The sequence below is a fragment of the Rhizobium sp. 862_C5_N1_2 genome (assembly GCF_051811205.1).
GTDB classification, from domain to species: domain Bacteria; phylum Pseudomonadota; class Alphaproteobacteria; order Rhizobiales; family Rhizobiaceae; genus Rhizobium; species Rhizobium leguminosarum.
Genome location: NZ_JBPWPT010000001.1, coordinates 2,400,215 through 2,413,091, shown reverse-complemented (window position 1 = coordinate 2,413,091; position 12,877 = coordinate 2,400,215). Strand labels below are relative to the sequence as shown.

13 protein-coding genes and 2 pseudogenes are annotated in these 12,877 nt (G+C 61.9%); 10 read left to right on the top strand and 5 right to left on the bottom strand.

The window, feature by feature from the left end; genetic code table 11:
* Positions 1–5: 5 nt before the first annotated feature.
* The 4 genes from ACD590_RS12200 to ACD590_RS12185 are packed head-to-tail and all read left to right on the top strand — an operon-like array spanning position 6 to position 3,790.
* On the top strand, positions 6–665 hold the full coding sequence (locus ACD590_RS12200; protein ID WP_018242469.1) for an amino acid ABC transporter permease: 660 nt from the start codon (positions 6–8) through the stop codon (positions 663–665).
* Positions 662–1,324, top strand: coding sequence for an amino acid ABC transporter permease (locus ACD590_RS12195; RefSeq protein WP_113541979.1), 663 nt, complete (start codon positions 662–664; stop codon positions 1,322–1,324). Before ACD590_RS12200 ends, ACD590_RS12195 begins: the two co-directional genes overlap by 4 nt.
* A gap of 23 nt (positions 1,325–1,347) precedes the next feature.
* Positions 1,348–2,577: an Atu1372/SO_1960 family protein gene (locus tag ACD590_RS12190; RefSeq protein WP_439002630.1), complete on the top strand. Its 1,230-nt coding sequence runs from the start codon at positions 1,348–1,350 to the stop codon at positions 2,575–2,577.
* Between the two features lies 1 nt (position 2,578).
* Positions 2,579–3,790: an FAD-dependent oxidoreductase gene (locus ACD590_RS12185; protein WP_439002629.1), complete on the top strand. Its 1,212-nt coding sequence runs from the start codon at positions 2,579–2,581 to the stop codon at positions 3,788–3,790.
* A gap of 177 nt (positions 3,791–3,967) precedes the next feature.
* Here the strand turns inward: ACD590_RS12185 and ACD590_RS12180 are convergent, their stop codons facing one another.
* Positions 3,968–4,738, bottom strand: a complete 771-nt coding sequence (locus ACD590_RS12180) for a siderophore-interacting protein (RefSeq protein ID WP_439002628.1) — start codon at positions 4,736–4,738, stop codon at positions 3,968–3,970.
* A 283-nt stretch (positions 4,739–5,021) separates the two neighbouring features.
* Here ACD590_RS12180 and ACD590_RS12175 point away from each other — a divergent pair, with 283 nt between their 5' ends.
* Positions 5,022–5,633: an O-methyltransferase gene (locus ACD590_RS12175; RefSeq protein WP_130652598.1), complete on the top strand. Its 612-nt coding sequence runs from the start codon at positions 5,022–5,024 to the stop codon at positions 5,631–5,633.
* Positions 5,634–5,756: 123 nt separating this feature from the next.
* Positions 5,757–6,152, top strand: a complete 396-nt coding sequence (locus ACD590_RS12170; protein WP_130749903.1) for a hypothetical protein — start codon at positions 5,757–5,759, stop codon at positions 6,150–6,152.
* Positions 6,153–6,158: 6 nt separating this feature from the next.
* Here the strand turns inward: ACD590_RS12170 and ACD590_RS12165 are convergent, their stop codons facing one another.
* Positions 6,159–6,845 (bottom strand): GntR family transcriptional regulator, encoded by a 687-nt coding sequence (locus ACD590_RS12165; RefSeq protein ID WP_439002627.1) that lies wholly within the window; start codon positions 6,843–6,845, stop codon positions 6,159–6,161.
* 361 nt (positions 6,846–7,206) lie between these two features.
* Here ACD590_RS12165 and ACD590_RS12160 point away from each other — a divergent pair, with 361 nt between their 5' ends.
* Positions 7,207–7,989 (top strand): alpha/beta fold hydrolase, encoded by a 783-nt coding sequence (locus ACD590_RS12160; RefSeq protein ID WP_439002626.1) that lies wholly within the window; start codon positions 7,207–7,209, stop codon positions 7,987–7,989.
* Between the two features lie 65 nt (positions 7,990–8,054).
* Here the strand turns inward: ACD590_RS12160 and ACD590_RS12155 are convergent, their stop codons facing one another.
* The 3 genes and pseudogenes from ACD590_RS12155 to ACD590_RS12145 all read right to left on the bottom strand — a co-directional run bounded on the left by ACD590_RS12155 (position 8,055) and on the right by ACD590_RS12145 (position 10,286).
* On the bottom strand, positions 8,055–9,401 hold the full coding sequence (locus ACD590_RS12155; protein ID WP_439002625.1) for an epoxide hydrolase family protein: 1,347 nt from the start codon (positions 9,399–9,401) through the stop codon (positions 8,055–8,057).
* A gap of 75 nt (positions 9,402–9,476) precedes the next feature.
* Positions 9,477–9,605: pseudogene (locus tag ACD590_RS12150) on the bottom strand (isochorismatase family protein); the annotation flags it as partial.
* A 9-nt stretch (positions 9,606–9,614) separates the two neighbouring features.
* Positions 9,615–10,286, bottom strand: a complete 672-nt coding sequence (locus tag ACD590_RS12145) for a TetR/AcrR family transcriptional regulator (protein WP_247266423.1) — start codon at positions 10,284–10,286, stop codon at positions 9,615–9,617.
* A 93-nt stretch (positions 10,287–10,379) separates the two neighbouring features.
* On the opposite strand from ACD590_RS12145, the gene ACD590_RS12140 reads away from it, so the two are divergent.
* From ACD590_RS12140 to ACD590_RS12130, 3 genes and pseudogenes are all read left to right on the top strand, one after another.
* The gene (locus tag ACD590_RS12140) at positions 10,380–11,018 is read left to right on the top strand and encodes an NAD(P)H-dependent oxidoreductase (RefSeq protein ID WP_168319297.1); all 639 of its coding nucleotides are present in this window, start codon (positions 10,380–10,382) and stop codon (positions 11,016–11,018) included.
* A 62-nt stretch (positions 11,019–11,080) separates the two neighbouring features.
* Positions 11,081–12,040: an acetylxylan esterase gene (locus tag ACD590_RS12135; protein ID WP_439020862.1), complete on the top strand. Its 960-nt coding sequence runs from the start codon at positions 11,081–11,083 to the stop codon at positions 12,038–12,040.
* Positions 12,041–12,199: 159 nt separating this feature from the next.
* Positions 12,200–12,868: pseudogene (locus ACD590_RS12130) on the top strand (esterase family protein).
* Positions 12,869–12,877 lie beyond the last annotated feature (9 nt).

The window sequence follows — 12,877 nt, the reverse complement described above, 5'->3', positions numbered from 1 at the left end:
GCCTCATGACCGGATTTTCCATATTCTTCTCGGTCGTCCAGGGGCTCGTCGCCGGCCTCGGCGTAACCGTTTTCGTCACGATCGCCTCGCTGGCGCTCGCAGCCGCCTTCGGGTTCCTTCTCGCCCTGCTCAGGCAATTTGCCGGGATCAAATTCATCGATCTGGCGATCGATGTCTGCTGCGAGATTCTCTGCAATGTGCCGGCCTTGACGCATCTGTTCATCCTCTACTTCGGGCTTGCCAGCATCGGCGTGAAATTGACGTCGATCACGGCGGCCGTCCTGGGCCTCGGGCTCATCGGAGCGGCGATCACCTGTGCAATCTTTCGCGCCGGTTTCGCCGCGCTGCCTGGCGGGCAGGCGGAGGCGGCGCTTGCCGCAGGGCTGACCCCGCTCCAGACCATCTTTGAGATCCTGACGCCGCAGGCCATGCGGATAGCGCTTCCAGGGCTCGGGAACTACGCGGTGCAGCTTCTCAAGGATACATCCGTCGTCTCGGCCATCGCGGCGCCGGAAATCATGTTCTTTGCCCGCTCAATGGTGACGTCGTCCTTCCAGACAACAATGATCTACGCGACGGCGGCGGCACTCTACCTGTTGCTGAGCTTGCCATTGATGCAGGTCACGCGGTTCCTCGAAAGACGTTATGGGAGATTGAAAGGATGAGCGCTTTCCTAGCGCCCTATGGCGATTATGGTGCCGAATGGCTGCCTCTCCTCCTGCGGGCGATGGTGAATACGGCCCTGCTTTCCGTTTGTGCCTTTGCCCTGGCATTCGTTTTTGGCTTGCTGCTTTCGCTCTGCCAGAAATCCAGTTTCGCGGCGCTAAGGTATTTTGCGGCCCTTTATGTGACGATCGTGCGTGGCGTGCCGCTGCTGGCGGTTTTGTTTCTGCTTTATTTCGGCTTGCCGGGTATCGGGATCGTCTTTGATGCTTTCGGCGCGGCGATTGCGGGCCTGGCGTTGTGTTTCGCGGCCCAGGTCGCAGAGCTTTTCCGCGCCGGCCTGAAGGCTATACCTGCCGGGCAGAGCGAGGCAGCGTTGGCCGCGGGCTTCAGCCCGGCCCAGAGCTTCGTCCTGATCATCCTGCCGCAGGTCGCGCGTGTCATTCTGGCGCCCATGATCATCACCTTCGTCTCGCTGCTCAAGGATTCTTCGCTCGCTTCGCTGATTACCGTCAACGAACTGGTCCTCACCGGGCGGTCAATGGCGACCGAGTATTTCCTGCCCCTGCAAATCTACATTGCCGTCGGCCTCTGCTATTTCGCGATAGCCTGGCCTTTCTCGGTCCTCTCGCGCCGGCTAGCCCTTCCGGCCACCCGCTAACTCGTCATCACAAGGCCAAGACCATGACCATTGAAACGACCGTTGCCACCGGCGACGCACGTCGGCATGCAACGCAATCGGATGAACCTCGTTGGCCGGTGATCCTCATGACGCCCGACCTCAGCGAAGCGCCTGATGCTCCGACCGAGAAGGAGTATGTGGTACGCGCCAACTATGCGGACGCCATAGCCGAGGCAGGGGGAATTCCGTTGATCCTGCCTTACAATACCCGGAACCTGGCACCGGCCTTGGCACTCGCCGATGGAATCCTCCTTACCGGTGCGCGGCCGGGGACGGAGGTGACAGGGGCGCGCAGGCAGTTCGAAATTCAGCTGGTCGAGCAAGCCTTGAAAACCGGCAAGCCGCTTCTCGGCATCTGCCATGGCATGCAACTGATCGGTGAATGCCTTGGAGGCAAATTTCAAACCGAGCTGCCGGCCGCCGCCGTATCCCACATCCCGCAAGATGTCCCCGACGTGCTGGCGCACGAGATCATCGTCGAGCAGGGCAGCGTGCTCGCCAACTGGGTCGGGAAGAGGTCGGCGCGCGTCAACAGCCTGCATCGGCATGCTTTGGCCGGCCACGGACGATTCCGTGTCGCTGCGAGGGCGCCGGACGGCATCATCGAGGCATTCGAAGGAGAAACAGACGGCTTTTGCCTGGGTATCCAATGGCACCCGGAATACCGGCTGACTGAACTCGATAGGAATGTCATGAGGGCCTTCGTCGACCGCAGCGCCGAAGCGGCAGCCCGCAAGGCACGCAATGCTTCGTCGGCTGGAAGCAATCGCGTGCGCGAACGGCTGGTACAGCTCGAGCTTGCTCTGCCGGAAGCATCCTCGCCGCCGGGTGCATTTTCCGGAGCTGTGCGGACCGGCAATATCATCACCATTTCCGGTCAAGTGCCGTTGAAGGATGGCGTGGTGCTGCAGACGGGACACCTCGGAGCATCAGTCTCCATCGAAGAGGGGCGAGAATGTGCGCGTTGGGCGCTCCTCAATGCGCTTGCCCAGTTGGAGGGAGCTGCGGGCGGCTTCCACAAGATCCGGGGCTTCGTACGGCTGGCGGGCTATGTCGCGGCAGATGCTGCTTTCGAGCGCCACGGCGCGGTCGTCGATGGCGCTTCGGAACTGCTCCGAGAGCTTTTCCCGGATCGATGGACGCATGCCCGCATCGCGGTCGGCGTTGCATCCCTGCCACGTGGGGTTCCTGTTGAAGTCGAGCTGACGGCCATCGTCGGCGACGAGGCCTGAGATGGGGCGCGTTGCGGTGATCGGCGCCGGCGTCATCGGTGTATCGTCGGCCTATCTTCTCGCCCGGGCCGGGCATGATGTGACACTTATCGATGCGGCGGGCGAGCCGGGCATGGGGGCGAGTGCCGGCAACGCCGCGCAACTGTCCTGGGCCTATGGTGACGCTATGGCATCGCCAGCCCTGCTGAAGCATCTGCCAGCCATTGCGATGGCGCGCGATCCGGCCTTCCGCATCCACTGGCAACTCGACCGGGACTTTCTGCGTTGGGGGCTGAAATTTATTGCCAATACCCCGTTCAGGCGTTGGTGGAACAATACGCAGGACATCCTGCGCCTCGCCGAGCAATCCCGTTGCGAACTCGCGATCCTGCTTAAGGAAACCGATGTCGAATTCGATTACCGTGTCGCCGGAAAGCTGCATCTCTACGCCGACCGGCAGAGTTTTGCTGCCGCCCATTCCAGTGTCGTGCGCAAGAATGCCCTTGGCTTCGAACAGCGCCTGCTGACGCGGATGGAAGCGGAAAACATCGAACCGGCGCTTGCCGCGTATCAGGGAGAGATTGCCGGCGCCGTTTATACCCCGGATGATGCCCTCGGCGATGCGGCCGAATTTTGCCGCCAGCTGACCGCCTGGATGATCGGGCGCGGGCAGGTGTCGACGCTTTTCGGCAGAAGGGTTTCGAGCTTTGTCCAAACGGGAGGGGTGCTGACAGGGTTGAGGTTCGAGGATCGCGACGAGCTTCACGTCGACGCCGCCGTTGTCGCCGCAGGACCGCAGATCCTTTCCCTCGTGTCCGATCTGCCCGAGGCCCGGGACATACGCTCCGTCAGAGGCTACTCGCTCACCATTCCAAGATCCGGCCTTGCACCAAGTATCAGCCTGACAGACGTCAAGCGAAAGCTTGCCTTTGCGGCAATCGGCGACCGTTTTCGTGTTGCCGGACTGGCAGACATCGAGCGTCCCGGAGCCGGTTTTGATGTCGGGCGTTTCGACACGCTCAAGCTGGCCGCGTCCGCAGTGCTGCCCGATCTTTTCGACCGATCGGACGAATTGAAGAGATGGTCGGGCGAGAGGCCCATGACTCCGACCTCCAAGCCCATGATCGCCGCCTCCCGACGCATCAAAGGTCTCTACATCAATGCCGGCCACGGCATGTTGGGATGGACGCTCGCATTGGGTTCTGCCCGCCGCGTGGTCGATCTCCTTCGATAAGTCGGTGGTTGGCGCCCGGTGCTCACAGTTGCGGACGCCCACCTGCCGCAGCGTTCCGGCAGATGCGGGGACTTCGCTCAATTCATACCTCTTCACATCCATCTGATCGCTTCGGATCATAAAATCCGGAGCGAAGTGAGTGAGAGCGCGTCACCAATGGAATCTGTGGAATGACCCCTAGCCGAATTTCTCAGTCGTGTCGGCCTTGCCGAACACCCAATAGCCGGATGCCTTGATCCAGCCGAGCGGGCAACCTCGTTCCAGCAGATAGGCGCGGATATCGCGTGTTACCGAGGCTTCCGCCGCGACCCAGATGAAGGTTTCCGGTTGGATATCGACCGTGCTCAACAATTTCAGCAGCGCTGCGGCATCGGTTGCCTGCGAGAGAGGCCGATGCGCCCAGTGGATGTGCAGTTCGGCTGATGTCGTGAAGACCTGCTCTTCCAACGGGCCGGTGACGGCTGCGATTGTGGTGATGACGGTTCCGGCACTGCTCTCCTCGATCCGGCGGCCGATTGCCGGCAGTGCCGTTTCGTCGCCGATCAGCAGCCATCGTTTGAGTGTCTTCGAAACCACGGCGGAGCCCCTTGGTCCGCCGATCTCGAGCCTGTCGCCGGGGCGCGCGTCGATCGCCCATTGGGTCACGGGGCCCGCCTCGTGCAAGGCGAAGTCGATGGTCAGTCTGCGTTCGGCATTGTCGTAGCGGCGCGGCGTGTAGTCACGGCGTTCTTCCCCGCCATCGGTGGCCGGTACGAAAATCTTGATGTGGTCATCGGGTGCAAGACTGGTGAAGTCGGCGAGATCGCCGCCGGTCAATTCGATGCGGCGCATGCTGGGGGTGATGTCGATGACGCTTTCGACCATCAGGGTGCGCCGTCGCGTGTCGTGGCGGATCCGCTCGATGACAGGGGCGGGTGAAGTCTGTTCTTTGAGTTGATTGTTATCCATGTGTCCTTCCGGGGCTTTGAAGCTCGATCCGCAGGACATAGTCGCGCAGATCGAAGCCGCAAAAGCCGTTCGATCATACGCGTTGAGTGACGTTAACGCTTACGTGGCCGGGTGACCCGACCATTGAGCGCATGATGTAACCGACGCCGGCGGCATGTGCAACGGCAAGGTGGCCAACAAGGGCGATGATTGCCAAAGTTTAACTTTCCGGCGGTGTTTCGGTCGGGCAATGATCATCTGCTCAACGCGCAGGAATTTCGTGCAGGCGGTCATGGAGAAGACAATGGACACCGAAATCCAGGACGTGCTCGACATCTATCACGCGATGATCGAGACCGAGCATAACAGCCCGCGCGAACTGCCTCCCGGCGGCCGCGACGGAGGACAGGATCAGCGGCTGCGCGCGGTGGGACCAGAGACTGGGCAGTTCATCAATATCCTCGCCAGGAGCCTCAAGGCGCCGACGATCCTCGAACTCGGCACCTCCTTCGGTTATTCCGGGATATGGCTGGCGGAAGCCGCGCGCGCTTCCGGCGGTCGGCTGATCACCATGGAAATGCACGACTACAAGTCTGCCTACGCACGCGACATGGCCGTCAGGGCAGGGCTTGCCGAGTATGTGGAATTCAAGGTCGGGGATGCCGTCCAGATGATCGGCGCGCTTTCCTCCGGCATCGACTTCGTGCTGGTGGATCTGTGGAAGGATCTCTACGTTCCCTGCCTCGAAGCCTTCTATCCCAAGCTCAATCCGGGCGCGATCATCGTTGCCGACAACATGCTGCGCCCGGGAGGCGATGATCTCAAACGCTATGGTGAGGCTGTCCGTGCCAAGCCAGGGATATCAAGCGTGCTGCTGCCGGTCGGCAGCGGGCTTGAGGTCAGTCGGTTCGATTGAGGCTGAGGTGAGATTAGCTGTCATTTTGTTTTTTGGTTGCAGAAAAAAAGAAGACACGTTTTAAGCTAATTTCCGACACGTTCCCGATCAAAGCTCTGCGTTATTGCGAGCTTTGGAGATGTGATGTCGGGCATTCTTGTCGCCACCCTTTTGGCAACGGTTTCTGCAAAGATTCCAGCCGGGTTTTCTAGCGGTGACGTTCTCTATTCTGATTGCAGCGAGTCCCGGCAGTTTGTCGTCGGGTATGTTGCCGGTTGGTTGGACAAATGGAATAGGGATGAGCAACTCGCTCGTCGCATTTTTACCGAAGCCGCTCCCAGACCCAGCAGGATGGTGAACTCGGCGCATTTTGCAATCGCCGTTGGTGTCAACGTCTGTATCCCAGTCGGAACTACGGCGGAAGCGATCGGCAATACGCTATGCACGTTCCTGGAGGAGAATCCCGGCATACGCGGGGCCACCGGCGACGAGTTGATGACCACCATGGCTCATTATAAATACCACTGCCCTATTCCTTAGGGAGATTCACGCCGGCTTGTTGGCCTCGATGAAACGGCTGAGCGAGGTGGCGGCGTTGAGCATATGGGCGCGCATGCGCCGTGACGCCATCTCGCCGTCGCCTTCGGCGATCGCCTGCATGATGGCCTCGTGTTCGTCGCGGGAGCGGCTCAGCCTTTCGCCCTGGCGCAGTTGCGTGCGTCGGAAGGCGTTCAGGCGGTTGCGGATGGCGATCGCCTGCTCCGCGAGGAAGCCGTTGTGGGTGGCGCGGTAGATGGTCTCGTGGAATTGGCGGTTGAAGCTGTCATAGGCGTCGAAATTTCCGGCTTGGACAATCGGCTCTGAGAGCTCGTGCAGTTCGATCAGGCGGCTGCGCTCCAGCGGCGTCATGCGGTAGGTCGCGAGCCTGACGCAGACGGCCTCGATCTCGGCCACCGTCTCGAACATCTCCATGATGCGTTCCGGCGTCATACGGGCGACGACGCCGCCGCGCCGGGCGCGAAGCTCGACGAGGCCGCCCGCCGCCAGCTGACGCAGCGCTTCGCGAACCGGCGTGCGGGAGGCGCCGAAACGATCGGCAAGCTGCTGTTCGTCCAACGCTGCGCCCGCCGCCAGCGTGCCGGCGGCGATCTCGTCGGTCAGGGCGTTGCGAATGCGATCGGAGAGCAAGCCGCGATCATCGCCGTCATCCTCGGTTTCGAAACCATTCGCCATTCCGTCATCTCCGATCTGTTTCAGGCATCGGCCCCAAGCGCCCGCGTATGCGATTGCGTGCCCCTTCTGCGTATACACTTTTGGCATCACGAAGGTGTTACGTATTCAATAATTGACTTTATGTCGGATGGGAATACATAAATCTCCAGAAAGCAGCCTTCTGCATACAAGAAGCCGCTTCAAATACCGAGTTTGACGACGGGAGCGCGCAACCCGACGAAGGCCAGTGCCTCGCGCCCGGCTAGCGAACCGTTCCGACATGGCATCACAGGCCAACCGATTTTGACTTGGCTTCCGTTCTTCGGTCCCGAGCCGACATGCTTTCGATCCTTCAATTCCTGGACGCACAAGGAACCAGATCATGATGATGAACAGACGGACTTTCTCGGCCGCCCTTGTTGCCGGCGCTGCCGCTTCTCTGCTTGCCACACGCGGCATGGCCGCGACATCCGCTCCCATAAAGGCGCGCAACGTCGTGCTGGCGCACGGGCTGTTTGCCGACGGCTCGTGCTGGACCGAGGTGATCGCGCGCCTGCAGGCGGCTGGACTCAATGCCACGGCGGTGCAGAACCCGCTGACGACGCTGCCGGAGGCTGTCGCTGCCGTGAAGCGGGTGCTCGACCGACAGGATGGCCCGACGGTTCTCGTTGGGCATTCATTTTCCGGCATGATGGTTACCGAGGCCGGCGTGCACCCGGATGTTTCGGCGCTCGTCTACGTGGCGGCGCGGGCACCGGATGCAGGTGAGGATTATACCGCTCTCGCTAAGACTTTCCCAACGCCGCCGGCTTCGGCCGGCATCGTCTTCGACGGTGACGAGGGTCGGCTGAGCGAGGAAGCCTTCCTGCGTGATTTCGCCGGCGACCTGCCGGAGACGAAGGCGAAAGTGCTCTATGCCGTGCAGCAACCGTTCCAGAAGGCGCTGCTGACCGGCAAGACGACGCAGGCCGCCTGGCGTTCGAAGCCGAGCTGGTATGCCGTCTCGACCGAGGACCGGACGATTAATCCCGATCTCGAACGCTTCATGGCCAAGCGCATGGGCGCGAAGACGATAGAGGTGAAGGCCAGCCATCTGTCGCTGATCTCCCACCCCGACGAGATCGTCCGATTGATCCTCGACGCGGCGGGGCAGAATAGGGACTGATGCCGAGGCCGGGAAGCGGCAGGGCCGCGGCGGCATCCCTAAGCGGCGAGGGGCCGCCGCTCCTCTCATATCGGTCGGCGCAGCGGCCTGAACGCTGCACGAAGCTCGGCGGAGAAGAGCTCCGGCTGCTCCCAGGCGGCGAAGTGGCCGCCCTTGTCGACCTTGTGGAAATAGATAAGGTTGCGATAGGCGCGACGGGCCCATGTCTCCGGGGCCTGGTAGCTCTCCCCAGGAAAGACGGTGATGGCGACCGGAAGCGCGATCTTGGAGGTCTTCTCCCCGGCCGCAAGGACGGGACTGCGCCCGCCGCCATATTCCCAGTAGATCCGGGCCGAGGAAGCGGCGCTGTTGGTCAACCAGTAAAGCGTGATGTCGTCGAGCACCTCGTCGGGAGACTTTTCGGGATCGCTGCTGTCGTAGGTCCAGTGCGTGAAGCCTGGATGACCGAGCGTCCATGCCGCAAGGCCGGCCGGGGAGTCCGATATGGCGTAGCCGATCGTCTGCGGCCTCGTGCCCATCATCGTGGCATAGGACCTGTTCCCCATCTTGGCTGCGGCGCTGAGGGCATCGAACGCCGCGCGTTCCTCGGTGGAGAGTCGCTGCGGCGCCGGCCCGCCCGCGGCGAGCACCGCGGCAACTTCGGGCGGCACGACAGCCGGCAGGTTGATGTGGATGCCGAGCAGACCTTGTGGCGCGAGCCGTCCCATTGCGCCGGAGACCGGCGAGCCCCAGTCGCCGCCCTGGGCGACGTAGCTGCTGTAAGCGAGGCGCTTCATCAGTTCCGCCCAGGCCCGCGCGATGCGGTCTGGCCCCCAGCCGGTGCCGGTCGGCTTGCCGGAGAAGCCGTAGCCCGGCATCGACGGAATGACCACGTCGAACGCATCTTCGGCGCGTCCGCCATGAGCGGTCGGATCGGTGAGCGGGCCGATGATCTTGAGGTTCTCGAATACCGATCCCGGCCAGCCATGGGTGATGATGACGGGCAGGGCATTCGGATGTTTCGAGTGGACGTGAATGAAGTGGATGTCTAGGCCGTCGATCTCGGTGATGAACTGCGGCAGCGCGTTCAGCTTCGCTTCCGCCTTTCGCCAGTCGTAGCCGGTGCCCCAATAATCGACGAGCGGCTTGATCTTCTCGAGCTGTATGCCCTGCGTCTGGTCGTCGACCGTCTCGCGTTCGGGCCAGCGTGTTGCCAGCACGCGCCGGCGAAGGTCGAGGAGGTCCGCCTCGGGAGTGTCGACGCGAAACGGGCGGATAGCATCTCCCGTGGCAGCCGATGCCGGATAGGACGGAAACAGGCTGCGCGCGCCCGCGGCGGCGATCCCGATCGCCGCGGTGGTCAGGAACCTGCGCCGGTCGCGGTTCAGGGATTCCGAGCCGGCACTTGTGAGCAGTTTGAAGAGAATGGTCATGGCATTGTCCTTTGAAGCAGACGCCTTGGGCAAGACTTCGAAAAGTTCGGCCATCGTCAGAATAGCATGGGCCTAGGTCGGGCCGTCCAGCTTGTGCGCCGCATGCATCATTAGGTGCGAGAAGGCGGCCGTCGCGTCGCTCACCAGGGTCGCGAAATAACCGAGTTCCATGGCGAAGCGGGCGGTGGATTCGATACAGGTATTCCCGCCGGATCATCTCGATGCGAGGCCGGCCGTATTGCGCAGGTGATCGGGATGCGTGCCGCCGCCCATACTTCTCGCCACCATCGCGACGATAGTTTCGAAGAGTTCGTTCTTTGCCTCGACGGCGGTGATGTCGCCCGACGCGGCGGCATAGGAGAGGGCTTCGGCGGCGCCGAGCATGGCCCAGAGGCCGGCTGCGGCGATCGTGCCGGCACCGGTAAAGGGCGAAAGCGCGATGCGGCATTTCTCGATGAAGGCCGCTTCGTATTCGCGCTTGATCCTTTCGAGTTCCGGCGAGCCGGCAAGTGCTGCGATCACACCGGGGATTTCGCGGCCCTGAAGAAGCACGCAGTCGACATAGGAGGTGGCGATGACTGTGGCCCGGTCGGCGAGCGACGGCTGGCTTGCCGCAAGGGCTGCGTCCATCACAGTCGTCTGGCGGGCGTCGAATTCGCGGTAGAGCGCTGCGAGCAGGCCGGGGCGGGTTTCGAAATGATCATAGACCACGGGTTTCGTTACACCGGCCCGCTCGGAAAGCCGGCCGAGGGTCAGCGCTTCCGTTCCCTCGTCACGGGCGATCTGCCAAGCGACGTCGAGCAACTGGCGATGCCGATCCTGCCGCGACAGGCGGCGACGCGGTTGCGGATCTGTCGGCTGATTTATTGTTTGGGCGCTTGACATCGCTATATACCAAAAGTAACTTACTGAAAGTAGCTTACCAAAGGTATACAGGCTGCGTCTTCCATCCGCAATCATTCAGCAGGAGTTTTCGCCATGCACGCGCTCATCGTCGTCGCGCATCCCGATCCCCAGTCGCTCACCCACCGCGTCGCCGCCCATCTTGCCGAAGGTGTCACACTTTCCGATGCCGGCCATTCCGTCGAGTTTGCCGATCTCGCGGCCGAGGGCTTCGATCCCCGGTTCACCGCGGCCGATATTGCTCGGCATCTGAGGAAAGGGGTGCTGCCCGCCGACGTTGCCGCCGAGCAGGCAAGGATCGACCGCGCCGATGCGCTGGTGCTCGTCTATCCCGTCTACTGGTGGTCGATGCCGGGGCTTATCAAGGGATGGATCGACCGGGTGTTCACCAATGGCTGGGCTTACGACGATCGCCCGGATACTGGGCTGGTGAAGTTGCTTGGCCGCCTGCCGGTGCATCTGGTCGGCCTCGGCGGCGCCGATGCAGGGACCTATGTGCGGCACGGCTATTTCGGCGCCATGAAGACGCAGATCGATCACGGGATCTTCGACTATTGCGGCGCCCGCGTCGTGACATCGGAGCTGTTGCTCGAAGCCGGACCGAACCATGCGGCCGCCCATCTGGAGACTGCGCGCGCCGTTGGCCGCAGGCTCTTCGACACATCAAGGCGATACGAGGCGACTGACCGCGTAAAGGTGCCCGAGTTCCGGTAAGGTTTATCGGCTGGCTAAGGCAGAGTCTTGCGCCGCCGGCCTTTTCACGAGACAAGCCTTGGATGAGTATTCCGACGACACATCCCTTCGACTTTGATCCGACCTACGGCATGCAGCTCGCAGACCTCCTTGCCGTCAAGCAGCCCGAGGCGCCTGAGGGTTTCGACGATTTCTGGGAGGCGCGTTATCTCAGGGCGCTGGCGGTTGATCCGCAGCCGGTGCTGCGCCGGAGCAAGATCACCCATGCCGACTGGCACGTGCTCGATCTCGTCTATATCTCGACCGGTTCATTCAGGATCGGCGGCTGGCTCATCCTGCCGCGTCGAGGGGAGGTGCGGCGCGGGCTCGTCGTCGGGCATGGTTATGGCGGGCGGGATCGGCCTGAATTCGATCTGCCGGTCAAGGAAACGGCGGTGCTTTTTCCCTGCTGCCGCGGGCTGTCGCTTAGCGCTCGTCCGCCGATCTCGCAAAATCCCTCCTGGCATGTGCTCCACGATATCGACAAGCCGAAATCCTATATCATCGGCGGCTGCGTCGAAGATCTGTGGCTTGCCGTCTCGACACTTGTTGCGCTCTATCCTTGGCTTTCGGGGCATATCGGCTACAGCGGCATCAGCTTCGGCGGCGGTGTCGGGGCGATGGCGATCGCTTACGACCAGCGCATCGATCGCGGTCACCTTGCGCTGCCGAGCTCCGGGGATCAGCCGCTGCGGCTGATCTTGCCGACCGTCGGCAGCGCGCAATCGGTGCAGGAGTATCATAAGGAACACGCAGATGTGCTCGAGACGCTTCGGCTCTACGATGCGGCAACGGCCGCTTCGCGGATCAAGGTGCCGATGCTGGTTGCCGTTGCGCTGTTCGATCCTTCGGTGGCGCCACCCTGTCAGTTCGCTGTCGCAAATGCGCTACCGAAATTTAATGAAATCTTCATCCTGGATGCCGGGCATTTCGACTATCCTGGCAGCGCTGAGCAAGAGGCGGTTCTCCGCGACAAGGTGGGACAGTTTTTCAGGGTGCCATGAACCGCGAATATCTGCGCTGGTACAGACAGCGGCTGCATCGAGACATGGAGATGCTGCTGCATAATTCCTTCAATCGGACTCGATTTACGGACAAAATTATGCAGCCATTCAAAGTGCTACAGCGTCCTTTGCGCGTCTGAAAAGACGCGCGGCGCTGTAGTGTTCGGCCATGCCGGCGCCAAGGTGCTGGTCTTTCCGACGCGGGACGGGCGCTTCTTCGAGTATGAACAGCTCGGGCTGGTCGCGAGCCTCGCAGACAAGCTCGGGGCCGGCCATCTCCAGCTCTATTGCATCGAGGGCCCGGCGGCAGAAACCTTCTATGGCTTCCACCGTCACCCGGCCGAGCGCATCCGCCGGCATGGTGCGCTCGAGGATTACATCCTGAATGAGGTGCTGCCGCTGATGGCGGCGAAGAATTCGCATGAATGCACCATCGTGCATGGCTGCAGCCTCGGCGCCTTCCAGGCGGCAAGCCTGTTCTTTCGCCATCCGCATCTCTTCCGCAAGCTCGTCGCCTTTTCCGGCCGCTACGACCTGACGATGAAGGTGGAATCCTTCGGCGACCTGTTCGACGGCTATTACGACGACAGCGTCTATTTCCACACGCCGACGCATTTTCTGCCTGGGCTCGGCGGCGATTAGCGGCTCGACAGGCTGCGTGAGAGCGACATCATTCTCACCATTGGCGATGCTGACCCTTTCCTCGACAATAACCGCTATCTCAGCCGGTTGCTCGCGGACAAGAATGTCGGCCATCAGTTACATGTCTGGGATGGACGCGCCCACCGCGCCGGCGCCTGGCGGAAGATGGCGGCGCTTTATATCTGACACGCTTGG